22 protein-coding genes are annotated in these 23018 nt (G+C 66.4%); 5 read left to right on the top strand and 17 right to left on the bottom strand.

Annotation, left to right across the window (positions count from 1 at the left end; translation table 11 throughout):
- The 4 genes from QE389_RS01315 to QE389_RS01300 all read right to left on the bottom strand — a co-directional run bounded on the left by QE389_RS01315 (position 1) and on the right by QE389_RS01300 (position 2675).
- The gene (locus QE389_RS01315) at positions 1-384 is read right to left on the bottom strand and encodes a hypothetical protein (RefSeq protein ID WP_307363912.1); all 384 of its coding nucleotides are present in this window, start codon (positions 382-384) and stop codon (positions 1-3) included.
- A gap of 122 nt (positions 385-506) precedes the next feature.
- A complete protein-coding gene (locus QE389_RS01310; RefSeq protein WP_307363910.1) occupies positions 507-1391 on the bottom strand; it encodes an ArdC family protein in 885 nt (294 codons plus the stop codon).
- 73 nt (positions 1392-1464) lie between these two features.
- Positions 1465-1758 (bottom strand): DUF736 domain-containing protein, encoded by a 294-nt coding sequence (locus QE389_RS01305; RefSeq protein WP_307363907.1) that lies wholly within the window; start codon positions 1756-1758, stop codon positions 1465-1467.
- A 338-nt stretch (positions 1759-2096) separates the two neighbouring features.
- Positions 2097-2675, bottom strand: coding sequence for an SOS response-associated peptidase (locus tag QE389_RS01300; protein ID WP_307363904.1), 579 nt, complete (start codon positions 2673-2675; stop codon positions 2097-2099).
- A 156-nt stretch (positions 2676-2831) separates the two neighbouring features.
- On the opposite strand from QE389_RS01300, the gene QE389_RS01295 reads away from it, so the two are divergent.
- On the top strand, positions 2832-3011 hold the full coding sequence (locus QE389_RS01295) for a hypothetical protein (protein WP_307363902.1): 180 nt from the start codon (positions 2832-2834) through the stop codon (positions 3009-3011).
- Here QE389_RS01295 and QE389_RS01290 read toward each other — a convergent pair.
- Positions 3008-3871 (bottom strand): Ku protein, encoded by an 864-nt coding sequence (locus QE389_RS01290; RefSeq protein WP_307363900.1) that lies wholly within the window; start codon positions 3869-3871, stop codon positions 3008-3010. The genes QE389_RS01295 and QE389_RS01290 overlap by 4 nt on opposite strands.
- 84 nt (positions 3872-3955) lie before the next feature.
- The gene (locus tag QE389_RS01285; protein WP_307363898.1) at positions 3956-4192 is read right to left on the bottom strand and encodes a DUF5961 family protein; all 237 of its coding nucleotides are present in this window, start codon (positions 4190-4192) and stop codon (positions 3956-3958) included.
- A gap of 147 nt (positions 4193-4339) precedes the next feature.
- Here QE389_RS01285 and QE389_RS01280 point away from each other — a divergent pair, with 147 nt between their 5' ends.
- Genes QE389_RS01280 through QE389_RS01270 form a run of 3 tightly spaced genes read left to right on the top strand, consistent with a single transcriptional unit; the run spans position 4340 to position 9775 of the window.
- On the top strand, positions 4340-5098 hold the full coding sequence (locus QE389_RS01280) for an ImuA family protein (RefSeq protein WP_307363896.1): 759 nt from the start codon (positions 4340-4342) through the stop codon (positions 5096-5098).
- A complete protein-coding gene (locus QE389_RS01275; protein WP_307363894.1) occupies positions 5013-6533 on the top strand; it encodes a DNA polymerase Y family protein in 1521 nt (506 codons plus the stop codon). Before QE389_RS01280 ends, QE389_RS01275 begins: the two co-directional genes overlap by 86 nt.
- Positions 6530-9775 (top strand): error-prone DNA polymerase, encoded by a 3246-nt coding sequence (locus QE389_RS01270; RefSeq protein WP_307363892.1) that lies wholly within the window; start codon positions 6530-6532, stop codon positions 9773-9775. The genes QE389_RS01275 and QE389_RS01270 overlap by 4 nt, the downstream gene beginning before the upstream one ends.
- A gap of 34 nt (positions 9776-9809) precedes the next feature.
- Here the strand turns inward: QE389_RS01270 and QE389_RS01265 are convergent, their stop codons facing one another.
- The 5 genes from QE389_RS01265 to QE389_RS01245 all read right to left on the bottom strand — a co-directional run bounded on the left by QE389_RS01265 (position 9810) and on the right by QE389_RS01245 (position 15429).
- Positions 9810-10856 (bottom strand): hypothetical protein, encoded by a 1047-nt coding sequence (locus QE389_RS01265; protein WP_307363890.1) that lies wholly within the window; start codon positions 10854-10856, stop codon positions 9810-9812.
- A gap of 84 nt (positions 10857-10940) precedes the next feature.
- A complete protein-coding gene (locus tag QE389_RS01260; RefSeq protein ID WP_307363888.1) occupies positions 10941-12662 on the bottom strand; it encodes a hypothetical protein in 1722 nt (573 codons plus the stop codon).
- An 18-nt stretch (positions 12663-12680) separates the two neighbouring features.
- Positions 12681-13451, bottom strand: a complete 771-nt coding sequence (locus tag QE389_RS01255) for a DNA-binding transcriptional regulator (protein WP_307363886.1) — start codon at positions 13449-13451, stop codon at positions 12681-12683.
- Between the two features lie 62 nt (positions 13452-13513).
- Positions 13514-14518: a DUF4365 domain-containing protein gene (locus QE389_RS01250; protein ID WP_307363884.1), complete on the bottom strand. Its 1005-nt coding sequence runs from the start codon at positions 14516-14518 to the stop codon at positions 13514-13516.
- Positions 14515-15429, bottom strand: a complete 915-nt coding sequence (locus QE389_RS01245; RefSeq protein ID WP_307363882.1) for a nucleotidyltransferase domain-containing protein — start codon at positions 15427-15429, stop codon at positions 14515-14517. Before QE389_RS01245 ends, QE389_RS01250 begins: the two co-directional genes overlap by 4 nt.
- A gap of 158 nt (positions 15430-15587) precedes the next feature.
- Between QE389_RS01245 and QE389_RS01240 the strand changes: the two genes are divergently transcribed.
- Positions 15588-16334 carry a hypothetical protein gene (locus tag QE389_RS01240; protein WP_307363880.1) on the top strand — a complete coding sequence of 249 codons (747 nt, stop codon included), beginning with the start codon at positions 15588-15590 and terminating at the stop codon, positions 16332-16334.
- Here the strand turns inward: QE389_RS01240 and QE389_RS01235 are convergent.
- The 6 genes from QE389_RS01235 to QE389_RS01210 form a co-directional block, all read right to left on the bottom strand.
- Complete coding sequence (locus QE389_RS01235) at positions 16331-17833, bottom strand: hypothetical protein (RefSeq protein ID WP_307363878.1); 1503 nt, start codon at positions 17831-17833, stop codon at positions 16331-16333. The genes QE389_RS01240 and QE389_RS01235 overlap by 4 nt on opposite strands.
- Before the next feature lie 8 nt (positions 17834-17841).
- Positions 17842-18162, bottom strand: a complete 321-nt coding sequence (locus tag QE389_RS01230; RefSeq protein ID WP_307363876.1) for a hypothetical protein — start codon at positions 18160-18162, stop codon at positions 17842-17844.
- Positions 18163-18228: 66 nt separating this feature from the next.
- On the bottom strand, positions 18229-19032 hold the full coding sequence (locus QE389_RS01225) for a hypothetical protein (RefSeq protein ID WP_307363874.1): 804 nt from the start codon (positions 19030-19032) through the stop codon (positions 18229-18231).
- A 1-nt stretch (position 19033) separates the two neighbouring features.
- A complete protein-coding gene (locus QE389_RS01220) occupies positions 19034-19549 on the bottom strand; it encodes a helix-turn-helix domain-containing protein (RefSeq protein ID WP_307363872.1) in 516 nt (171 codons plus the stop codon).
- A 318-nt stretch (positions 19550-19867) separates the two neighbouring features.
- A complete protein-coding gene (locus tag QE389_RS01215; protein WP_307363870.1) occupies positions 19868-21877 on the bottom strand; it encodes a ParB/RepB/Spo0J family partition protein in 2010 nt (669 codons plus the stop codon).
- Positions 21878-22113: 236 nt separating this feature from the next.
- Positions 22114-22779, bottom strand: a complete 666-nt coding sequence (locus tag QE389_RS01210; protein WP_307363868.1) for a hypothetical protein — start codon at positions 22777-22779, stop codon at positions 22114-22116.
- Between the last annotated feature and the right edge of the window lie 239 nt (positions 22780-23018).

The following is a 23018-nucleotide window of genomic DNA, read 5'->3' as shown; positions in this document are numbered from 1 at the left end:
TCAGTCCTCGAGCTCGGCGTCGCCAAACGTCGCCGTCGGCCCGACCTGGGTAACAGACACGAAGTCCACCTTCACGTCGAGCGGCTTGCTCAGCAGGACGACGAGCGCGCTCTTATCCCGACGACTTTTGATCTTCCAAGCCGATGTCGAGAGGTGGAACCGCTGCCCGTCGAGAGCCTCGATGCGCTCAAGGACGGCGTCCCGGCGTTTGTCGTAGCCCCCCTTCCCGGGCACATCGACCTTGCTGATCCGATAGGTCACCAAGAAAGTCTTCACCTTCTCGGCGTCCTTCAGCCGCGTCTCTTCTTCATGAATTGTCGCGGTCACGCTCTTGCCGGGTGTCGCGGGCTTTTGCCGAAGCGCGCTTTGGAAGCGATCAGTCATAATGTCTCCCCTGAACAACGACCGGCGCTCCGAGTCGCCGCCGTCTTTCCCTGCATATGGGAATGGCCAAGGCAGACGAAAGGCGCTGGCGCCGCGCGACGTCGCGACGCCAGCGGGGAGCGTCAGGTCTGCAGGTCGTGCAGCCACGCGACGGCCTTCTGCGAATGCGCCGCCGCAGACACGATGAACCGCTTGTCGTCGCGGAGCACCTTCAGCCACGAGCCGATGTAGGCGGCATGGTCCTCCCGCGGTTCCAGCGCCAGACCCAGGTCCGCGCACAGGAAGGCCGCGCCAAGTTCGGCTACGAGTTCCTCGCGGGCGTAGCCGGCGTCGCCGTGACGTTGGCGACCAAGGTCCCGGTCAAGTCGGGACGGATGGCGGGTCCAATGGGTCATCTCATGCCCGAGAGTGGCGTAGTAGCTGTCGGCGTCCTTGAAGGTCTCGAAAGGCGGCATCTGCACATAGTCGGGCCCGGGTGCGTAGTAGGCGCAGCCTCCGCCGTGACGGACATCGGCCTCGCACCGGCTGAAGAAGGCGTCGATCCGTTGGATGCGCTCATCCGGGTTGAGGGCGGGCCTCCCTTCGTCAGGCGTCGTACACGGCAATCCCTCGATCTGATCGACGTTGAACACCGTATAGGCCTTGAGGAACGGGATGCGTCGCTCGACGTCCTCGCCGGCGTCATCCGCCTCGGTTCTCACCAGCTGGTTGGCGTAGACGACGGTGGCTCCGCGCTGCCCCCTGCGAACGCAGCCGCCGAGCGCGAGGGCCTGACGGAAGGTCATCCAGGTCGGGCGGGTGAAACCTCGGCTGGCGGCCTCCGACCAGAGCAGGACGACGTTGATGCCGGTATAGGGCGTGCCGTCGTGGCGGAGCGGGCGGCTGACGGGTGCGGCGGCTGTCCAGGGCTGGGTCCAGGGCCGGACCCCGGCCTCAAGCTGGGTGATGATCTGCTGGGTGATGCGGGCGTGGATGTCCGGGCGTGCGGGAGCGGCGGGGCGCGACATGGCGGCCTCCTCGGATTTGACGGATGGAAAGGAGTGAGCGACGGCGCGTGACCCGCGCCGCCGCGGCTTCAGGTCAGCGGGACCAGATCAGGCTGTGCCCGCCATCGACCTCGACCAGGGAGGCGTAGATCGGGGCCGGGAAGCTGGGATCGTCGAGCTTGACCGAGAGGTAGTCGCGGTTCTGCTGGCTGGTCTTCTTCCAGGCCGCGCCGAACTCGGTCTGGCCGGCGAAGATGCGATAGTCGGGGGCCTTGTCGTCGCTCTTCTCGTTTGGCCGCAGGACGGCGGTCTTGACGTTGAGGGTCAGGGTCTTGATCGAGCCGGTGTAGCCGTCGCCCTGGGCGGTGAAGGTGCCGATGGTGGCCATTGCAGTCTCTCCTTTGCTGTCGGGCCACGCCTGCCGCGGCCTCGATGGCGATCGGGCGACCGGAGACGGGACGGCGCGCAGGACGACCGCAGGGAGCCCCGCAGCACAGCGGAGGACCGCTAGGGAGGCTTTCTTGTCTCGCGAGGAGGCCGTCAGGCCGGGGAAGAAAGCCGAGCGCGCGGTTGCGCGAAGCCGGACCGGCTCCGGTCAGATCCGCCCATTGAGAGGCCGCGCCCGCTGGCGCGCGTCAGGAGAGATGCAAGTCCGCCGGTCCGCCGCCCTCCCAAGGACAGCAGAGACCGGCTCGGCACGCCCCTCGGCTCTCCTCTCGACACGGCTCACGCCGCTGCCGGGAAGACCTTCTCGACATCTAGGGACCCGGCGGGCAGCGCCCGCAACAGCTCGGCCTCCGGCTTCTGGAGATGCAGCCAGGCCGCGCCTTCCTCGGGACGCAGCACGACGATCTGACGGTTGTGATAGGGCGCGATATCTGGCCCCGGCTCGGTGGTCAGCATGGCGAAGGCGCCCTCCTTCACCAGGCCCGCGATCCAGAAGAGGCGTTCGCCGGAAAGGGTGAAGCGCCACTTCGTCTTCCGCTTCTGTCCGGCCTCCGGATCGGTGAACTCGAAGAAGCCGTCCGCCGGGATCAGGCACCGGACAGAGTTGGCGAAGGATCGACCGTCCGACCGGAAGTTGAAGACCGGCGGACCATGCGGCGACTTCCACGCCCAGGGCGTGGTGACGAGCTGCGGCCCGGCCTCGCCGAGCGTGATGATCGGGAACCGATCCCCGATCCGGATTGAGGCCATGGGCCCGAAGTTCGGCATGCCGCCCGGGAACACCAGCGGATCGCCGCTCCGGTTGAAGGTTTCGATCACCTCGTCGAAGGGCAGGATGAGCTGGAACTCGTTGCACATCGCGTCATCTCTCCTCGCGCCTACGGTCGCCGGCGGCCCGACCTGTATCCGCCGCCATTTCGCATCGTCCGTCCAGCATCGTCGGACGCCCGTCCGGCGCTGTCACGGAACCCGACTCGCCAGCACGGATTCCCCTCTCAGCAAAGGGAGACCGTCATGTCCAAACGCGAGCTGATCGAACCGACCCCCGGCGACAAGCGCTATGTCCGCCGCGACAGCGAGGGCCGCTTCGACGAACAGGTCGATGTCGGCAAGTCGTCGGCGCAGGACCAGAAGCGCCAGGCCAAGACCGCGTCGAAGCCGGGCTACGGCGACAAAGGCGATCGACGCCACTAGCCCGCCCGACGACGCGCCGCCGCCCGCGCCGGTTTCGCGGCCGCCGGCGTCCGGCCGGCAGTCCGAGTTCGGCTGGTCCGCGGCGCGGCCGAGCCCTGCAGGCTGGCGCGCAGCGCCGCCATCAGGTCGCCGACCTGGGTGTCATCCGGCTCGGCGGAGCGCACCGGCGTTTGCCCCCGCTGCTTGGAGGCGATCAGCGCCTTGAGCGCCTCCTCGTAGCGATCGACGAACTGGTCCGGGTCGAAGGGCCCGGCCTGCTGTTCGATGATCCGGCGCGCGATATCGATCATGGCCGGGTCCGGCTGCTTTTCCGAAATGGCGCCGAAGACGTCGCGCGTGTCGCGCACCTCGCCGCGCGTCCGCAGCGAATAGGCGAGGATGCCCTTGTCGCGCGGCTCGAGCGCCAGCAGACGCTCTCGCGTCGAGAGGACGACGCGGCCCAAGGCGATCTTGCCCTCCGAGCGCATGGCCTCACGGATGACGCCGAAGGCCTCTTCGGCGATACCGCCGGCCGGGGCGAGGTAGTAGGGATTATCCCAATAGAGCCGATCGATTTCGTCCTCCGGGACGAAGCGTTCGATGTCGATCGTCTTGGTGCTTTCGAGCTTGACCGACTTGATCTCTTCGTCGGTCAGCAGAATGTATTCGTCCTTGGCGACCGCGTAGCCCTTCACCAGCGAGGACCGGTCGACAGGACCGGTGTCGGGGTCCGTCGTCACCATCTTGATCCGGTTGTTCGTCTCCGGATTGATCAGGTTGAAGTGCACTTCGCCGCCCGAACTGGTGGCGGTGTAAAGGGCGACCGGACAGGTCACGAGGGACAGGCGCAGGTGTCCCTGCCAGGTGGGCCGGTAGGCCATGGTCGACGTCTCCCTGCGGAGCCCGCATGGCCCCGCGCAGACTCGACTCAACACCGACGCAAGTGATTCGCTCCGACCGCCGGGTCAGTCGCAGGGCTCGGCGTGACCGTCTCCGAGATCGATGGTGAAGCAGTGCTCCTGGCCGTCGTCCAGGCCGGCGACGAAAACGCGGATATCGCCGTCGCCGTCCACCGGCGGCGTGTAGAGCTCGGTGTAGCCGACGGCGGCGGCCTCGTAGCTGCCCGCCTCGACGACATGCCCGTGGCCCCGGCCGACGCTGTCGGCCCAGGCGAAATATCGCTGCTGCTCAGGTTCAGTCATCGGATCTCCTCAGGCGTCAAACGCGAAAGCCGCCGGAAGGATTCATGGCGATTCGCGCGGGGATAAGGCGCCCGCGCCGTTGACTCCGCCGTGAAATGAGAACCAGAACGAAACACGAACATTAGAGACCTCGGAAAGGAGGCCGCCATGCACCCCCGGCCCGCCGCCGATCTCGCGGCGCTGCGCGCCCGTATCGAAACGCTGGAGGCCACCGGGCGGCCCCGCCCGGCGGTCCTGCCGTTCGGCGTGCCCGGCCTGGACGCAGCCCTTCCGCAGGGCGGCCTCGCGCTGGGTGCCCTGCACGAGGTGGCCGGCGGCGGCGACGGCGCGGTGGACGGCGCGGCGGCGGCACTGTTCGCCGCCGGAATCGCCGCCCGCCTGCCGGGCCAGGTGCTCTGGTGCGTCACGCGGCCCGATCTCTTCGCGCCCGCCCTGCGTCAGGTCGGGCTGGAGCCGGACCGGGTGCTGTATCTGGAGGCGGGAGACGAGAAGAGCCTGCTCGCCTGTTTCGAGGAGGGGCTGCGTCACGGCGGTTTGGGCGCCGTGGTCGCGGAGGTGGCGCGGCTGTCGATGACGGCGTCGCGCCGCCTCCAGCTTGCCGCCGAGGCCTCAGGCGTCACTGCTCTCGCGGTGCGGCGTTGGCGCCGGGCGGCGGAGGCTGCCGACTTCGGACAGCCGACGGCCGCGGCGACGCGCTGGCGGGTCACGCCCCAGCCGTCGTCCCCCCTGCCCGCCCCCGGGGTCGGTCGTCCCCGCTGGTTCGTCGAACTGATCCGTTGCCGCGCCGGCGACTGCGCCGATTTCTCCCTGGAAGCCTGTGATGAAAAGGGTCGTCTCGCTCTACCTGCCGAACTGGCCGATCGATCGGCTGCGCCGGCGGCTGGGCGACGCCGCGCCGCCGCCTGAGGCCCCGATCGTGCTGGTGGGCCGCGACCGACGGCGTCGCATCGTCACCGCCTGCAATCCGGCCGCCCGCGCGCTCGGCCTCCGGCCCAGCATGGCCGCGACCCAGGCCCACGCCCTCGTCCCCGGGCTCGCGCCCTTCGACGCGGACTTGGCGGGCGATGACGAGGCCCTCGACCGCCTCGCCCTGTGGGCGCTGAAACACTACGCCCCGATCTGCGCGGCCGACGCTCCGGACGGCTTGGCCATCGACGCCACGGGCGCGGCTCACCTCAAGGGCGGCGAGCGCGGCCTGCTCGCTGATATGGAGGCACGGCTCGCCGCCGTCGGCGTCCAGGCGCGCGCCGTCATCGCCCCCAGCTATGGGGCGGCCCATGCCGTGGCGCGGTACGCCTCCGCCCCGGCCATCGTCGAGGACGGCGAGATCGGCCGCTCCCTGGCCCACCTCCCCCTCGTCGCCCTGCGACTGGCGCCGGACTTGGTGCAGGCGCTCGGCCGCATGGGGTTCGAGACAATCCTCGACCTCGAGCGCCAGCCCCGGGCGCCCCTGACCCTGCGCTTCGGCCCCGAGGTCGGCCGACGCCTCGACCAGGCCTTCGCTCGGGTGTTCGAGCCCATCATTCCGGTCGCGGCGCCCGAGACGCCCCTGGCGGAGCGGGTCTTCGCCGAGCCGATCGGTGCGGCGGAGACGCTCGAGCGCTACGCCGGGCAGTTGGTGGATGACCTCTGCGCCCGGTTGGAGCGAGACGGCCTGGGCGCCCGGCGGCTCGACTGGCTCTGTCACCGCGTCGACAACCGCATCGAAGCCGTCCGGGTGGGCACGGCGCGCCCCGTCCGCGACCGCAAGCGGCTCACGCGACTGCTGCGCGACAAGATCGAGACGATCGCCCCCGGGTTCGGCATCGAGCGCATGACCCTGACGGCTTCGATCGCCGATCCGCTGGACTGGCGGCCGGGTCCGTCGGCCCTGACGGACGTGGCCGCGCCCGACATCTCGGGCCTTGTCGACGTGCTGGCCAACCGGGTGGGCGCCCAACGGCTGTACCGGGTCGCGCCTGTCGAGAGCGATGTTCCGGAGCGTTCCGTGGCGAAGGCCCCGCCGCTCGCCACTCCCTCCGGCCCGGACTGGTCGCCGGACTGGCCCAGGCCGGTGCGACTGTTTCGATCGCCTGAGCCCGTCGAGACCCTGGCCCTGCTGCCGGACAATCCGCCGACCCATTTCACCTGGCGCGGGGTGCGGCGACGCATCCGCCGCGCCGACGGGCCGGAACGGATCTACGGCGAATGGGGCCGCCGTGATGCCGAGCTGTGGGCGGTCCGCGACTATTTTCAAGTCGAGGACGACGCCGGGGAACGGTTCTGGTTGTTCCGGGCCGGCGACGGCGAGGACGCCCGCACCGGGCCGCAGACCTGGTTCATCCACGGCAAGTTCGGATGAGATACGCCGAGCTCCAGTGCGCCTCCCACTTCTCCTTCCTGCGCGGGGCCAGTTCCTGCGAGGAGCTGTTCAGCCAGGCCGCCGTCTGCGGGGTCGAGGCGCTGGCCATCACGGACCGGAACAGTCTGGCCGGGATCGTGCGTGCCCATCAGGCGGCCAAGGTCACGGGCGTGCGCCTGATCGTCGGCTGCCGGCTCGAACTGACCGACGGCGCGACCGTCCTGGTCTACCCGACCGACCGGCCGGCCTATTCGCGGCTCTGCCGCCTGCTGTCGCTCGGCAAGCGGCGCGGCGGCAAGGCCAGCTGCCTCCTCGGCTGGGACGACCTCGCCGATCATGCCGAGGGTCTGATCGCCGTCCTCGCGCCGGACCGGCCGGACGCGGTGACGCACCGCCGGCTAGCGCAGCTCCGCGCCATCTTCGGCGCGGACGCCTACCTCGCCCTCACCCTGCGCCGCCGTCCCCGGGACCAGATGCGGCTGCACGACCTGTCCCGGATGGCCGCCGCGGCGGGCGTCGCGACGGTCGTCACCAACGACGTGCTGTTCCATCACCCCGACCGCCGCATCCTGCAGGACGTCGTCACCTGCATCCGCGAGGGCTGCACCATCGATGGCGTCGGCTTCCGGCGCGAGCGCTCCGCCGATCGCCATTTGAAGCGGGCGGTTGAGATGCACCGCCTGTTTCCCCGCTATCCCGAAGCCTTGGCGCGCACGCTGGCGATCGCCGACCGCTGCCGCTTCTCACTCGACGAACTGGCCTACCAATACCCCGAAGAAGCGTCCCTGCCGGGCATGACGCCCCAGCAGGCGCTCGAACATCTGACTTGGGAGGGCGCGAAAACGCGCTACCCCGAGGGCCTTCCGGACAAGGTCCGCAAGAGTCTCGAGCACGAGCTGCGGCTGATCGCCGAACTGGCCTACGCCCCCTACTTCCTGACGGTCCACTCGATCGTCCGGTTCGCGCGCAGCCGCGACATCCTCTGCCAGGGCCGCGGCTCGGCGGCCAACTCCGCTGTCTGTTACGTCCTCGGGGTCACCTCGATCGACCCCGAGCGCAACGACCTGCTGTTCGAACGCTTCGTCAGCCAGGAGCGCAAGGAGCCCCCCGACATTGACGTCGATTTCGAGCACGAGCGGCGCGAGATCGTCATGCAGTGGATCTTCGACACCTATGGCCGCGACCACGCCGCCCTGTGCTCGACGGTCATCCGCTACCGCTCCAGAGGCGCCCTGCGCGATGTTGGCAAGGCCCTCGGCCTGTCCGAGGATCTGATCAAGACGCTCTCCTCGCAGGTCTGGAGCTATTCGAGCGAGGGCGTGGAGGACAAGCACGCCGAGGAGCTCAACCTCAACCTCGAGGATCGCCGCCTGCGGCTGGCGCTCGACCTGTCGCGCCAGCTGATCGGCTTCCCGCGCCACCTCAGCCAGCACCCGGGCGGTTTCGTCCTGACCCACGACCGCCTGGACGACCTTGTTCCCATCGAACCGGCAGCGATGAAGGACCGGCAGGTCATCGAATGGGACAAGGACGACATCGACGCCCTGAAGTTCATGAAGGTCGATGTGCTGGCGCTGGGCATGCTCAGCTGCATGAAGCGCGGCTTCGATCTGCTGGCCGAGCACAAAGGGATCGAGTTGGACCTGGCGACCATCCCCGCCGAGGACCCCAGGACCTATGCGATGATCCGCAAGGCGGACACGCTCGGGGTCTTCCAGATCGAGAGCCGGGCCCAGATGGCCATGCTGCCCCGCGTCAAGCCGCGCACCTTCTACGACCTGGTCATCGAGGTCGCCATCGTCCGGCCCGGCCCGATCCAGGGCGACATGGTCCACCCCTATCTGCGCCGGCGTGAGGGCCGCGAGCCCGTCGTCTACCCCAAGCCCGAGCTCGAAAAGGTCTTGGGCAAGACATTGGGCGTGCCCCTGTTCCAGGAGCAAGCGATGCGAGTCGCCATCGAATGCGCCGGCTTCACGGCCTCCGAGGCGGACCAGCTTCGGCGCGCCATGGCCACCTTCAAGTTCACCGGCGGGGTCAGCCACTTCAAGGACAAGCTGGTCAGCGGCATGGTCGAGCGCGGCTACACCGCCGAGTTCGCCGAAAAGACCTTCAGCCAGTTGGAGGGCTTCGGCTCCTACGGCTTCCCCGAGAGCCACGCCGCCTCCTTCGCCCTGATCGCCTACGCCTCCTCCTGGCTCAAATGCCACCACCCCGACGTCTTCTGCGCGGCGTTGCTAAACGCCCAGCCGATGGGCTTCTACGCCCCGGCGCAGATCGTGCGGGACGCTCGCGAACACGGGGTCGAGATCCGGCCCGTCTGCGTCAACGCCAGCCGCTGGGACTGCACCCTTGAGCCGGCCGGCGACAGCTTCGCCGTCCGCCTCGGCTTCCGGATGGTGCGAGGCCTCGCCAACGCCGACGCTGCCCGCATCGTCGCCGCCCGCGAGGACCGCCGCTTCGCGTCGGTCGACGATCTCTGGCGCCGCGCGGCCGCCCCGGTCTCCAGCTTGGTCCGTCTCGCCGAGGCCGACGCCTTCCGGTCCGACCTCAGGCTGGAGCGCCGCGAAGCGCTCTGGGCCATCAAGGCGCTACGCGACGAACCCCTGCCCCTGTTCGCGGCCGCCGACGAAAGAGAGGAGACGCCCCGGCCCGAACTCCCGGAGCCCGCGCCCGATCTCCGACCGATGACGCCCGGCACGAACGTCGTCGAGGATTACAGTCACATTGGCCTGACCCTGCGCGAGCATCCGCTGACCTTCCTTCGCGATACGCTCCACCAACGCCATGTGATGACCTGCGCGGACGCGACCGGCATGCGCGACCGGAGACTGACCCGGGTCGCGGGCCTTGTGCTCGTCCGTCAGAAGCCCGGCAGCGCCAAGGGGGTGATGTTCATCACCATCGAGGACGAGACCAGCGTCGCCAACCTGGTGATCTGGCCGAGCCTGTACGAACAGCAACGCCGGATCGTCCTCTCTTCCAGCCTGCTCATCGTCGAAGGCAAGGTTCAGCGCGAGGGCGAGGTCGTCCACATCGTCGCCACCAAACTTCATGACGGCTCGGACCTCTTGGCCTCCGTTGGGGACCGCGGCGAGGTCTTCCCCATCCGCCATGGGCGCGGCGACGAGGTCTATCACGGCAGCGCCCCTGACCCGCGCCAAGCCCGCCCCAAAACCCGGGACATCTACATCCCAGATCTCCACCTCGACACGATCCGGCCGCGTACGAGGGATTTCCGCTGAACTGTCGTCCGACTGAAAAGCGTTACTCAGCAGGTCAGCCGAGACCCAGGGCAGCCTCGTTAATCCGAAGCGCGGTGTAGGCAGCCTTTGCGTCGTCGAACGCGGCCTTATCTCGCTTCAGGTGCGGCTGTTGCCGGAGTGACCGGCCCGGATGAATGAGGTTTCGTGATTGCCGCAAGTTCTGCAGCAGCGCGTCGACTAGAAAGACGAAATCGTCGTCTTCGAGAACCCCAAGCCAGCCCGCAGCACGCGAGACATGCACGAGGCTGTCCAAGGTCCAATCGGCGGGGTCGGGCCTTTTCGGTCGCTCCCTAGCCGGCAAGGTCTGACGCGCGGCCTGGGCGACCTCGGGCGCGCGCAGACACCATAGCAGCAGCAGCCCCTCGACCGCAGCGCCCCACAGAAGACACCCGGCGAGATAGGCCCCGGCGCCGCCAGCCGCCTCTGCTTCGCGCTCATAGGAGTCTATCAAGGTGGTCAGTGCCACCAAGTGATTGTCCTTCTCGAAGACGGACCGTCGGCCTTCTTCACGTAGCGCGTCATATTGTGCGGGATCGGTTTCGCGAAGGCTGGCAAGGTCGGCCTCTCCGAACTCGCGCATCGTCTCCACGAGCTTCGCGTCGAGACAGGCATCGTACGCATCGGCAAGTGCTCGATACTCGTCGGGCTCGTCACCGCGCTTCCAATACTCGTTCTCCGCCAGGCCGTACGAACGTGCGATCTGATCCATCGCCTCGCTAATCGGGGCGAGGTCGGCGCTGTAGGCGCCCTCGTGGGAACGATGGTCGGAGACCAGTTCCATCCGGCTGCCGATCTGCAGCACATACTCCGCGAAGGTGATCCGTCCTGCCTGACGAAGCGCCCTTACGAGATCGAGATGTCGCCGCGCCGCCTCTGGATCGCCGTAGTGAGACCGCTTCTCCCGCGCCTGCAACTCCGTGGCCAGCTGGTGCGCGACCCTTTGTCCTTCGGCCCTCTCCCGAAGGTGAAGCAGGGTCGCGTCCCTCTCGTCAGCATCCAACGCGCGAAGCGGATTTGATCGGCTCCAGAACCGTTGGGGATTATCGTCCGACTCGGTCATCGCCTACGCCCCGCCCCGCCGTGCTGATCGGAAATCCGATGCTGACGTTGGTGCGACCATCGAACGTCACGCCCAACCGACTTCCTACCCGTTGGTCTTCCGGCCAGGGACGTCCAGCGCCGCCAGCACATTTGCAAGGGAAACGTCGATCTCCGAGGCCAGAGCCAGGAAATGGGCGGGAAACGACCCGTGGGCCTGAAGGGCCGCGCTGACCAGCGCGGCCTTTTCTCTCGGAGATGAGTGGCCTTTCACCTTCGAACGAAGATGGTGAAGCGTCTTGAACGGTTGAACGGTCTTCACCGCTTCAGCCTCCCTCATCCCGCGAGCGCGAAGCGCGGCGGCTAGCGCGTTCAACCCTCCCGAATGAGTCGGAGGATCTCCGCCCGCATGTTGAGTCAGCGCCTTCAGACCGCGCTCAATGAAGCCCTCAACGACCAGATGGTCGAGCGCAAGGATTTCGTCGGACCACTCTTTTTCGGAATCCGTATTGGGATATCGGGTGGTGTCCAGAAGCCCTTCCGCACGGGGCGACCACCAAGGCAGTCCAGCCTTATTCAGCAACTCAATGGACTGCTTCACCTCCTGCAGCGGATCATACTGGGAGGACCACTCACCCTGGAAATCCGTTTCGAACGCGCGTTTAGAAATGCCGGCTTTGGGGGCTTCATTGAAAGCCTTCCAATAGCGTTGCTCGGCAATGGGTAAATCTGCCAGGTAGACCAGATAGGTATGGACTTGGCCGGCTTCGTTGATGTCGAAGGTCTTCAGCGTCCAGGCGTTTCGACAGCTGATTGACCGGTCGTCGAGCCGGTATTTTTCGGGATCAGCCTTGTACCTGGCTAAAACCTCTGCGCGGAAAAAGGCTGGCGAGAGCTCGAACGGCAGGTCGTTGTCAGTGAAATAGTTTCCGGTCGCTTCAGGCGCACACGATGTTTCCACGACCCGCCGGTTCTTCCAGTCATAGGCTATGAAAGTCTCGTACTCTCGCTGCGCCTTGGACGAACTCTCAGCGGCGAAACGCGCCTCTAGGTCGGCTATGGTGATTGAGGTCCGCAACAGCTGATAGCCGTTCGCCCAGCTCCCGTTGCCACCGCCCAAACCCAGGTTGTAGTAGAGCTCGTCCTGACCCTTGGTCTCTCGTTGTGGCTCGCCCCACCCGGTGAAGGTGCGATGATCGACCCGGGTGAAGTCGAACCGGCGAACAAGCGTCATTTTGCTGAGCGCGAGGTACTCCGCCAAATCCTCGATGCGGATCGTCACCATTTCTCTGCGATCGAATGCGTCCGCGCCTTCTTCGCGGTGGATGTTGATCACATCCTCAAGGTCGCCGTTTGAATCGAGGCGGCAGTACGCTTTTCGGTGTTCGACGAAGAACAAGCCCAGACAGTGCAGAAGCTTCTGATTGATCTCGAAGGGCTCAACGCGGTCCATTCCGTAGAAGGTTCGACGAAAGACCGGCAAATCTCCGCCTTCGAGCGCCTTGGCGGAGAAGGATAGAGGGGGATCGAGGTAGACCCGATGTCCGTCCCCTCCACCGTAGCTTTTCTGAATGACCCAGGTGTCATCCAGAGAAATGCTTGCTTCGCTTAGGCTCTCACGATCGACGGGATAGAGCCGTTCGGTAAGCGCAAACGCGCTTACGATCCAAGCGCACGGCATGCTCGCATACAGGACAACGAACCCGCTCGTTGCATTGGAGCCGAGGAATTTGACGCTGTCTTCGGCGGCTGAGAGCCACTGGGTCCGTCCTTCGTCTGGAAGGACGCCGACCGCCTTCAGGGCCTCAAACTGCTTTTTGCTGCTCATGTGGTCTGTCCACCCGGTTCAAGCTGGGCAGATCATGTCGGACTTGCGCTTCGGCGGGCCGATAATCCCGGCGGCAACCAAGTTCTCATCGACCAAATCCATCAACACGCCTGTGATCCGATCGATGCAGCCTTCGGGATCGGCGAGGATCTCCTCACCGCTAAACGTCATGACACGGAAGCCCTGATCGACCAGCGCTTGCTCGACCCGAAGACGGCCAGGCAGTCGCTCATTCGGCCTTTTGCTGTCGACGAAGACGGCCAGCCGCCGCGCGTGCTCGTCATGGCGGGTTTCGAAGGCGACGTTCGGATGGAGACCGTTGCCCAGCACGGGTTTGACAACCATCGTCGTCCGCCACCCTGACTTCGGCAGTCGATCCCAGCTCTCGGTCCATTCGATGTCGTTGTAACCGTCGGTCGCCGTCTCAAGGAATCCGAGGAGGATGGCTTCAGCGAGCGGCAGCGACGCTGTATCGCTCAACCAATTCTCGAACTTGGTCTGTGCCCGGTCCGAGGCGGTCTCGTGCAAGCGATCTCGGACAGAGTTCTCAACGCTCTCCCGGTCAGGGTAGCGAGGGTCGATCGTGATTGGCGACCAAGGCCGAACATCGAACCGGAGCGCGGCCAACGCCAGGCGCAGCATCGCTGGGGGCTGGCGTCGACCGGCTTCCCAATCCTCTATGGAGCGGCGGGATCCGCCGAGTTTCTCGGCGAGTTCGGCTTGGGTGAGATCCAGATTTTGGCGAAAGGTCCGGAGTTCATCCGGCTGCAGGTCGAGAAGTTCGGGCATAGCGCACGATACCACGCAATGCGTGGTCGTAAATCCAAAATCCACGCATCGCGTGGATTGCATCAAGACGCGGGAGCGACGGGCGCGGCTGCTCCCGGCTCAGGGGCGGATGTGATCTCACTGAGAGCCGTCGGCAAGAACCACTCTCTACAGATATCCTCGTAAGTCTTCGGCAGAAGCGACAGACATCGCCAGAGCTCCAGGATATTCAGCCGCCGGAAGTATTCAGCCTGCTCCGGGCTTTCGGCTGGCGTTGCCTTGCCGTCGGGCCCTTTGAACAACACCACGCCACCCTCGGTGTCGTATTTCCGGAGCGCATCGGCCCACCAGGCGATGGGTTGCCACATCTCGACATCGTCCCAGAAATCGTAGGGCAAGATTCGGCGCAGGAAGTACCGCGCCATGGCGTCGAAGCCATCGGTCTCGAACGCATAGCCCAACTCCGAGAATTGGAAGGTGAAGCGTTGAAACGCGGCCATCAGCTTGGGCCGTTTTGCATACCAGCGCAGGGCGATCTGGCCCGCGTCCGATCCGATCTCGTTGCGGATGGGCACATGGATCGTACGGCTCGCCTTGACGCGGTAGTCCTCGTGTCTTGGGATCAGAATCTTGTCGATATAGTCGTTCACACAGACGAACGAGCATCGGTCGTTGGCAAGGTCAGCGATCACCAGCAGCACCGGCACGCCGATTCCCATGCGTTCGATCGTCACCAGCTCGGGCGTCTCCAGCGGGAACCGATAGGTGTCCACTTCGCCGACCAGGTCGTCTCTGCGAAGCACCTCCATGGTCTTCTCGACATTGCTCCGGGCGAAGAGCTGCAAAGGCGCGATTTGAGGGTCGGCGATCGTCTTCAACTGGATGAAGACATGCTCGCCCAGGGTTTCGTACCGCGTACGCCCCTGGTCATCGGGCTTGCCCTCGCTGAAGAGCTCGAGAACAAAGTCCAGCCCATAGTCCGGGGGATACTCTCGCAGTACCCAGTGACGAGGCAGCTTTCGGCGCAGCAGAGCTTGGCCCTCCCGATCGATCAGGTGTTGATCGACCTGCTGCTTGGCCCGGCTCATTCCGAGACTTCGGCGCGTTCGCGCAGCGTCAGCAATCGCTCTTCGCACACCGTCTTGGTCAGGCCACGCAATACCTCCACTCGCTCCGTCAGCCAGGCGAGTTCCTCGCCGCTGATCTTGTAGTGTTTGGAGTAGCGCGCTTTCATGTAGGCTTCGCGCAATAGCTCGAAGCAGCGGCGCTCGAACTTGGTTTCGCGCGGCCAAGCGTCGGCCAGACGGACGTCGATGGCCTCGGCCTTCTTGCGGAGGAAGGCCAAGTTGTGAGCCTTGCCGCTGTACAGCGTCACTACCAACAGAATGCAGTGGTACAGGTGTTCGGACGACTGGTGGAGATTGAACGCCGCCAGTTTCGGATCATCGCCCTCACCCATGTAGAACTTGGCGCCACGTGCAAAGCTGGCCGAACTCGCCATCCATTCGGTGAAGAATTCCTCCGCCTCGGCCAACGCCACCTGAGCCTTAAGGTCCGCCGGCTTGTGCAATTTGGTGCCGGGCGTGTCGAAGAGAACGATCCCCTCGCGAAGGATGTCCGCGAAGAAGTAACGCCCACGATCAAGCTGCTCATTCACGTCGTCGAGGCTGTGAACGATGATGCTAACAGGCGTCCGGATTTCGCCCTCACCGGGCATCGTACGGTTCTCGGCGTCATGCCAGAACTCGCCGTCCGTCAGGTCTTCATGATCAACGACGACCAGCAGGTCGAAGTCCGAGAAATAGCGCCCGACCGGATCGTGCACCCAGTCGCCGCGCGCGTACGATCCGTACAGAATGACTTTGAGGATCTTGCCGTTCTTTAGACGCGCGGCGCGGCGCGTCGAGATCGCCTCCTCGAACGCGGCTTTGATCACATCGACCACGTGGCGGAGTTCCGACTGCTTGCGCAGCGGCAGATGATCGAGACTCTTCTTCACCCGGTGAGTCTCCCCGACCACCCCAGTTCGGGCAAGCGTATTCTCATGGATAAGCGGCCTCGCGTCGTGATGGGGTCCAGTCTACAGCGTTTTGCGCCGTCACAACCGCAGGAAGAGCCGTGCCCGTGAAAAGAGAACATCTGGGACCAGCGATTGGGATGGGCCTTGTGTTCGTGTCGATCTGCCTGCTGATCGGTGCGGACGCCTTCGTGCCCGGATTCGCCGCCGGCGTGTCCTCAATCCACAAATGGCAGGATCTGGCTGGAGCCGCGATCGCCCTGCTCGCCGCCATCTACGGCGCCAACTATGTCCTGTCGCAGATCAGGCAGGCCGATCGTATCGAGGCCGAACGAAACCGACGGGCCGCCGCGGCCGCCCGCGCCGTGCTGCCCCTCAGCCTGAATGACATCTCGGAATACGCGCGCGCCGTCATCAAGGCGGTCTCGCCCGTGCTGGGTCGGGTCGGCAAGATCAGGCCGCCGCGCGGTGGTCTAATCAATTTGCCGGTTCTGCCCACCGAGGTAGTGCGCGATCTGCAGGCTTTCATCCTCACAGCGCCCGATGAACCAGGTGAGCAGGTCGCCCAGATCATCTCCGAACTCCAGGTGCTGGCGACGAACGCCGACGCCGCATGGCGAAACCTGCGTACGCCTCGGGGTGACGCGGTGATGGCTGACACCATCAAGGTGATCATCGCCCGCGCAGCCCTGATCGACGCCAGGGTTTCGGTCCTGTTTCCGTATGCCCGGCGGGAAACCAACGAGACGCCGCGGGTTCGTCCGACAAACGTGGCGACGGCGCTCAATATCTCCGGGCTGTATCCGGAGGTGTTCACCGACCTCGCCGGCTTCGCCGAACGCCTTACACTTCGGGCGCCACTGACCTCGCCGAACGAACCGGCCTAGCCTTCATCGGCGCCATCCCGGGGCCATCGATCCCGCGCGTTGACCTCAGCGAAGCGGCCTCCTTCCGCGATCAACCATGCGAGATGACCAGGGCGCTGGCCTTCCTCGATATGGTCTTCCCACACCGCCTCTAACTGCCAGAGATCGATGTCCGCCGCCCGGTTCGAGCGCAGAAGCCGCCGACGATCGTAGAACAGGTCTAGGCATCGCCGACGGTGGAGATCGTAGTCCTCGATCGCCGCCATGACCTCGAAATTGTCCCTCGCGCGGCGAGCGGCAGCCTGGCGATCATATTGCGGTCGCTCGTGCGGAGTGACCGAGATCAGCAAATCCCGGACGTCGGCGACGCTGAGGCAGTCGTCCGTCAGGTTCTGGCCGGTCTGTTTGGCGTCCGTGATGATCAGACGACAGTCTTTGCAGATCCAGACCGTTTCATGGTCGCCGAAGGTCAGACCGTGCTCATACCAGCCGTTTCGGCGCCACAGGGCGTCGGGAACGCCCTCTTTCAGGAAGACGCGCCGCCGGTGAGCGCCGGCGGTCCACAGGCCGCTCTTCGGCGCTTTGCGGAGCATCTCGAAGCGGGAACGGTCACAGGCCGCGCAGCGCCAATCCTCGGCCGGGGCATGCCAGAAATCCCGCTCATGCTGGCCGGCGGTAAACCGCGCCAGATCATCCAACGTCGGAACCGCGACGGCTTTCTTCGATGGCTTCTTCACGGACGACGCGAAGCCGTCGCGCTGGATGGAGCGCTTCTCGATCGCGCCCGCCAGCCATTCGACCTGCATTCTGGGATGTCCGGCCGCGCTGAGAACGTCCGTCAGGAGCGTGGCCTTGTGGTGGGGCGTATATCCGGATCCCTCGCGGCTGTGGCGGCCCTCGGCGACACGCCGCCCCATGACCTCCATGAAGGATAGCCGATCACGCACATCGTCCGCGACCTCAAGCCAGACGGCCCGCGCGGCGTCGATATCGACCTCATGCGAACGGTTGGGCGCGACCCGAATAAACTTGGCGATCTCCGACGGTGCGAAACTGAACTCCGGATGCACCACGCCCGCCAGCGCCGATTTGGCGGCTCCATCGGCAGCGTTGCAGTCGCTGCAGACCAAAGTCTGGTGAAACCGCTCGCCTAACGCCACGCAAACCTGAATGGCGCTGTGAAGCGCGTCCTGACGCGCCCGATCAGGCTGCTTCTGCTGACTGCGCCACAGGATGCGCGCACCCTCGTCAGCGAGATGGTCATGGTGTCGGTCGAGTTGGCACAGCACGACGCCCGCCGGCGTCAGCCGGGCGATCTCGGGCTTGTAGCGTCGGCAGACCGGGCAGCACCAATCGGTCGGGACGCCAGCCCAGTTTCCGTTCAGTTCGAGCCGCTGAACCCCCAAGGCCTTTTGAATGGTCTTGGTCTGCGCACTCCACCGGCCATCGAACGACGGCAGAAGCCGTTCGACCGTCGGATCGTCAGCGAAGTCGAAGTCGGGCAGTTCGAGCGGCTGCATCCCCGGCCTCAGAACAGTTCGACTTCATCCGGACGGGCGTCGCGTTCCTCGACGATCAGAACCACGTAGTCGTCCAGCCCGCGAGCCTTGAAGTAGCGGTCCGTCACCTCCCGGAGCGTGCCGGAATCCCCGACCTTCGACGCGACGATGTGGTCGCCCTTCACGGGACACACGCCCGCGCATTCGCTCAGGTCGATGTCATGCTGAAGGTCTTCCAGACGCCCTCCGGCGCCGCGAGCGAATAGACGGGCAATCGGCATCAGCTTGTCTCCGGTTAGAGTCGCGGCCGCACTGTCGCGTGCGCCTGCGTCATTTTCGGTCGTATACATATGGCGATTGAGGAGATGATCACGTCCAGATCTCCTCCGGCGACAGCAAACTGCACGTGGCGACGATCACGCGTGCCCGCTGAGCAGGCCCCACAGCTTTACGGCCCCGATCACGGCGCCGAACACGGGCGCGGCTGCGGCGCACGCCGCGACCACCGGGTGCTCCCTGATCCATGCAATCGCGCCGCCAAGGCCGCCCAGCCCATCGAACGCGCCCGCGTGGGTCTTCAGCGTGCCTTCGTTCGCCTTGGTGGCGATCGCATACATGAGATCGACCCGGTTCAGCAGGGACCGGTCCACGGCCGCGAAGTCACGGCGCTCGAGCGCCGCGGCCTGGTCCGCGCCGTCGATCAGATGGTTCATCGCCAGACCGTTCCGCGACGCCACGGACCGAAGCCGGTTGTCGATCGCGGCGTAGCCGTCGCCATACAGGTCTACCATGCGCGCAGCGAGGTCGACGCGCTGGGCGTCGGGGATGGTCAGAGGTCGGCCTCCGAGAAGCCGATGACGGTTCTCAAGCGCGAGGAAGCCGAAGGTGGCGTTCCGCATGTTCCAGTGCAGCCAGTAGGTGCCATTCAGATTGTGCGCCACGAAGTCGTAGAAGCCGTCGAGGACAGCCTTTTCAGCCTTGTCGAGATCCGCCGCCGTGGCCTGCGCCGGGTCACAGCCCGCCCGACGCAGGGCTGTTTCCAGTTCGAAGCTCTGCGTCACGCCGGTGCCGAGATTGCGCGCCGCGATGGCGGTAATCCGTCGTTGCGGCGTCTCGAAGCCTTCACACGCATAGTGAAGCACGAAGGCATGCGTCCGGGACTGCATGGCCCGCCCGATTTCTTCGCGGGCGGCTTTCCGGCGCCTGGGAGTGGTCGTCATTCTAGCTGGCCTTCACGCTCGGGCGCTTGAGGCGTTTCGGCGCGCTCTTGTGAACGGCGATGCCACGGGCTTTCTCCGCCTCGGCCTCGGCGTCCTTCAGGTCCTTGGTGATCGCTTCCAGGCGGGCCACGAGCGGCGTCAGGTCGTACCGGTTCGACGTCTGGCCGCCGTGCGACCGGTGACGCGCTTCCGAGACGATGAGCCCCCGCGCCTCCAGCCGGCGGATCGCGCGCTGGATGGTCTTGTCGGAAACGCCCAGCAGGCCTGCCAGCCGAGCCTTGGAGGGCCAGGGCATGTCTTGGGGCTTCCACCACGCGTCGATCAGACAGACCAGCACCGCCAACTCGGACGCCCGGATGCCCAGAGCGGGCAGGGTCTGCACCAAGACCGACGGCACCACGGTGAAGCCGCCGTCGAGGCTGGACTTCCACTTCTGCCGCAGCACCTTGTCGGTTTCGGGCTTGCCTCGCCGATCCGCCAGCCGGATCACCTTGGCCTCTTCCTCTTCGTCACTCATTGTGTATTCCTCGCGGACACCGTGCCCGTGGCAGGAAGATGCGGTCGATGACCGAGGAATTCCAGCAATCGACGGGTAAGAGGGCAGGTCATTTGGGTCTAGGGGGCCGGGACATTTTCGTCTCTCCGGCCGCCCCACGGATGTCCCCCGAAACATGACCCGTGGCCCAGCATCCGGGTCGAACGACGCCCATGACTCCCGGACCCCTGGTCAGATTGACCCGGGGGTCGGTGTCCGAAATCAGTTTCCGCCCTTGGCTCAATAAAAAAGCCGCGCGCCCCCAAAAGGCGCGCGGCGAGTTTTTGGTCTCGGATGGCGCTATTCGGCGGCGAACGAATAGGCGTCCTCGTCTCGAGGCGCGTCCGCGCCCTCCTCCGCCGGCTCCGCCGCGTCCGACGCCGTCCGCAGCGGCGCGGGCAACCACCCCGTTCCTTCTACCAACCGTTCGGCGGCCTCGGCCATGTCCGCCTTCTTGAACCCGGCGATCCGCGCGGCCTCTTCAGCGCCCGCCGCCTCCGTCACGGCTTCCAGCACCCTAGGCTTGGCGACACGGGCGAAGTAGCTGGCCGCCGTCGCCGTCCACGTCCCGGCCATGTCGAGCCCGACCGCCGTCGCCAGCGTCTCGGCCTGCGCCAAGGCTCCGGGCCTGCGGTCGTGCGGATCGCGCACGGCGTAGAGGCCGACCCCGGCGCAGCAAGCCATCAGGTCCAGTTGCTCCGACGGCGGCAGCGCCGAGACCACGCTCCAGAGGTCTTCCGCGCGCTCGGGCAGGCGCGCGCCCCACGCCTCGCACCGGTCGCGGACCCGGCGCCCGGCGGGGCCGTCGTCCACGCCCGGCGCCAGCCGCTCCAGTCCGGTCGTCGTCAGCCGGAGCTGCAACGGCGTCCAGACGCCGTAGCCCGGATAGAAGACTTGCAAGGCGAGCGCATGGACCACGGTCGCCAGAGCCGCGTTCACGTCGGCCTGCACCGCATCGCGCAGCCCCATGGTCTTGTGCGCCGTCAGATCGATCAGCAGCCGGTCCGACAGGGCCGAAGGCGCCTCGCCCTCGGACACGTCCGCGCCCGACTGCGCCCCATCGTCCACAGCGTCGTCCGCCGCGTCGTCCTCCGACCACGGCGACGGCGGATCGGCGGGCACGTCCTCGGCCCGGACCAGACCGCGCTCGAAGCGGGCGAGGCCGTCGTGACCAAGGATCACCACCACCCCGGCCCGCGCCCTGGCCTCGGGGGCGTAGGCGAAGTCCGGGCCGAAGGCCTGCAACGCCTTGTCGATCTCCTCCAGCCGCGCGTCCGCCTCGGGCGACAGGCCGTCGTCACCCGCCTCGGAGACGATGCCGTCGTATTCCTCCGACAGGGCCGCGATCTCGGCGGCGTCCGCTTCCGAGCGCTCGACCGCGACCGGATAGACCCGCCCGAAGGCGGACACGTCGGGATAGTGCAGCGCCGCCTCGGCCCATTTCCAGCCCTCGCGCTCGCGCGCCTCGTCCGCCAGCCCGGCCAGCTTCTCGGCGACCAACCGGTCCAGCAGGACCACGTCCTCCAGCCAGCCGCCGCCGTCCTCCGTGAACAGGTCGCGCAGCACCGCTCCGCCCTCGGCCTCATAGGCCTCTACACCGACGAAGCGGACGCGCCGGTCATCGGCCCGCACCTTGGCTTCGGTCATGGCGCGGCGGATGGCGTAGGCCGGGGTATGGAGTCCGGCCTGTTCGAACACCTGCCGCTGTCGGTCCTGATCCGTACTGACGCAGAAGGCCATCAGCTGGTCGAGCGCCAGCGTCCCGGCCCGATAAGCGGCCATCAACTCCGGGGCGGCCGCCCCCAACCGCAGCCGCTGGCGCACGATCTGCGCCGACACCCCGAACCGGGCGCCGATCTCCTCTGGGCCATAGCCCTTTTCCTCGGCCAGCCGCTGGAAGGCCTCGAACTGGTCGGCGGGGTGCATGGCCTCACGGGTGATGTTCTCGTCAAGGCTGATCTCGTGGGCGTCGTTCTCTGCGTCCACGATGACCCGCACCGGATGGGTCCGCTTGATCGCTTTGCGCTTGGCGAGCAGCCGCAGCCCCTGCCGCCGCCCCTCGCCGATGGTGACGAGGTAGTTCCCGGTCGGAACGCCCTCCCCATCCCGCTCGATCTCGACCACGGGCGGCTGCAACACCCCCTTGGCCTTGATGGAGGCCGCGAAGGCCTCGATGGTCGCCGGGCTGTGCGGGGTCTTCCTCGCGTTCTTCGGCGAGGCCTTGAGCCGGTTCAGCGGCACGATCACCTCCGCGCCGTGCTGCGGCGCGGTCGCTTCTGTCGCGACGGTTTCGATAGGTTGGGTACTCATGTCTGCCTCCTTTGGGCAAGGGTTGCAGGCACGCGAACTGCGCGCCTGAAACCCTGCCCGTCGGCGAGACCGGGGTAGCAACGGCCAGGGCGGACCGGCCGGAGGGGGATCGCCCGACCTGCACAAGCCTGACCGTCGTGAGAGGGATTTAACCCATCGCCGGCGCGGAAGGTCGGGGAGACCGGCCGGTCCGGCGGCGAAGCCGCTTCACCCTGGCCCGCGCGAGGGCGGAGCCCTTAGCCCTTGTGCGAGGCGCGCCAGGCGTCCTTCTGGCGCGGCGTTGCGGGCTTCAGCTTGAGGAAGACGATCTGACCGGGCCTGGCCTCGCCCCAGCTGACGTAGATCCGGCTACTCCGATGCGGCCCCACCACATCGATCATGTGGGGTCTGAGCACCGCGTCGGACGGCGTCGGCACCGCCTCGTTCTCGAGGTGGAACTTCAATCCCAGCCCTTGCAGGCGGAAGATCACCGCGACCAGCCGGCCCTGATCCTCGTCGATGACCGGAAGGGTCGAGACGGCTGAGCGGCCGAGGGACGCCTCGTGCGCGTCCGCATCCGTCGGCACCTCCAGACGCATGAGGCTCTGGGGCGGGATCGCCGTCAGGGCGTCGGCGATGTTCGCCATCGGCGGCGGATAGTCGCGAAACCGGTAGGGCCCGACCTTGAAGTCCATGCCCGTCGCATAGAGACCGGCCAGGGTCTTCATCGCCCAGAGTTCAAGCGCCTCGCCGGAGATGAGGGTCGAGAACCGCTTGCGGGACAGGGACGCCTTGGTGGCGTGCATCTGCGCGGCCTCGAGCGCCAGAAACGCCCGCTGGGCATGGGCGTCCAGGAGCGAGAGCGCGGAGTTGTGGCGCTGACACAGGATCTTGGATGTCAGGGCGTCGGCGGACGTCGCCATGACCGGCTCCGCCTGCCACGGCATGCCCCTGACCTTGAGACCCGGCCGGCTGATAAGGCCCCGGCTGATGTAATGCTCCCGGCTGATGGTGTGCGAGCAGTCGCATGTCCGGTTGAGATAGCATCTGGGGTGGGCATAGCCGGTGGCCGGCGACGGCGGGTGGATCGGACCCAGCTTCAGATGGGGCCGCCCGTCGTGGCTCAGACAACAGTCGCCGAACGGCTTCCCGCTCTCGCAGG

The organism is Brevundimonas sp. SORGH_AS_0993, assembly GCF_030818545.1.
Lineage (GTDB): Bacteria > Pseudomonadota > Alphaproteobacteria > Caulobacterales > Caulobacteraceae > Brevundimonas.
Note: the sequence above shows the minus strand (reverse complement) of the source record. Positions and strands in the feature narration are given on the sequence as shown.

Excerpts from the sequence above, each read along its gene's own strand:
- QE389_RS01315 (WP_307363912.1), bottom strand. The coding sequence starts at position 384 with ATGACTGATCGCTTCCAAAGCGCGCTTCGGCAAAAGCCCGCGACACCC.
- QE389_RS01310 (WP_307363910.1), bottom strand. The coding sequence starts at position 1,391 with ATGTCGCGCCCCGCCGCTCCCGCACGCCCGGACATCCACGCCCGCATC.
- QE389_RS01305 (WP_307363907.1), bottom strand. The coding sequence starts at position 1,758 with ATGGCCACCATCGGCACCTTCACCGCCCAGGGCGACGGCTACACCGGC.
- QE389_RS01300 (WP_307363904.1), bottom strand. The coding sequence starts at position 2,675 with ATGTGCAACGAGTTCCAGCTCATCCTGCCCTTCGACGAGGTGATCGAA.
- QE389_RS01295 (WP_307363902.1), top strand. The coding sequence starts at position 2,832 with ATGTCCAAACGCGAGCTGATCGAACCGACCCCCGGCGACAAGCGCTAT.
- QE389_RS01290 (WP_307363900.1), bottom strand. The coding sequence starts at position 3,871 with ATGGCCTACCGGCCCACCTGGCAGGGACACCTGCGCCTGTCCCTCGTG.
- QE389_RS01285 (WP_307363898.1), bottom strand. The coding sequence starts at position 4,192 with ATGACTGAACCTGAGCAGCAGCGATATTTCGCCTGGGCCGACAGCGTC.
- QE389_RS01280 (WP_307363896.1), top strand. The coding sequence starts at position 4,340 with ATGCACCCCCGGCCCGCCGCCGATCTCGCGGCGCTGCGCGCCCGTATC.
- QE389_RS01275 (WP_307363894.1), top strand. The coding sequence starts at position 5,013 with ATGAAAAGGGTCGTCTCGCTCTACCTGCCGAACTGGCCGATCGATCGG.
- QE389_RS01270 (WP_307363892.1), top strand. The coding sequence starts at position 6,530 with ATGAGATACGCCGAGCTCCAGTGCGCCTCCCACTTCTCCTTCCTGCGC.
- QE389_RS01265 (WP_307363890.1), bottom strand. The coding sequence starts at position 10,856 with ATGACCGAGTCGGACGATAATCCCCAACGGTTCTGGAGCCGATCAAAT.
- QE389_RS01260 (WP_307363888.1), bottom strand. The coding sequence starts at position 12,662 with ATGAGCAGCAAAAAGCAGTTTGAGGCCCTGAAGGCGGTCGGCGTCCTT.
- QE389_RS01255 (WP_307363886.1), bottom strand. The coding sequence starts at position 13,451 with ATGCCCGAACTTCTCGACCTGCAGCCGGATGAACTCCGGACCTTTCGC.
- QE389_RS01250 (WP_307363884.1), bottom strand. The coding sequence starts at position 14,518 with ATGAGCCGGGCCAAGCAGCAGGTCGATCAACACCTGATCGATCGGGAG.
- QE389_RS01240 (WP_307363880.1), top strand. The coding sequence starts at position 15,588 with ATGGGCCTTGTGTTCGTGTCGATCTGCCTGCTGATCGGTGCGGACGCC.
- QE389_RS01235 (WP_307363878.1), bottom strand. The coding sequence starts at position 17,833 with ATGCAGCCGCTCGAACTGCCCGACTTCGACTTCGCTGACGATCCGACG.
- QE389_RS01230 (WP_307363876.1), bottom strand. The coding sequence starts at position 18,162 with ATGTATACGACCGAAAATGACGCAGGCGCACGCGACAGTGCGGCCGCG.
- QE389_RS01225 (WP_307363874.1), bottom strand. The coding sequence starts at position 19,032 with ATGACGACCACTCCCAGGCGCCGGAAAGCCGCCCGCGAAGAAATCGGG.
- QE389_RS01220 (WP_307363872.1), bottom strand. The coding sequence starts at position 19,549 with ATGAGTGACGAAGAGGAAGAGGCCAAGGTGATCCGGCTGGCGGATCGG.
- QE389_RS01215 (WP_307363870.1), bottom strand. The coding sequence starts at position 21,877 with ATGAGTACCCAACCTATCGAAACCGTCGCGACAGAAGCGACCGCGCCG.
- QE389_RS01210 (WP_307363868.1), bottom strand. The coding sequence starts at position 22,779 with ATGGCGACGTCCGCCGACGCCCTGACATCCAAGATCCTGTGTCAGCGC.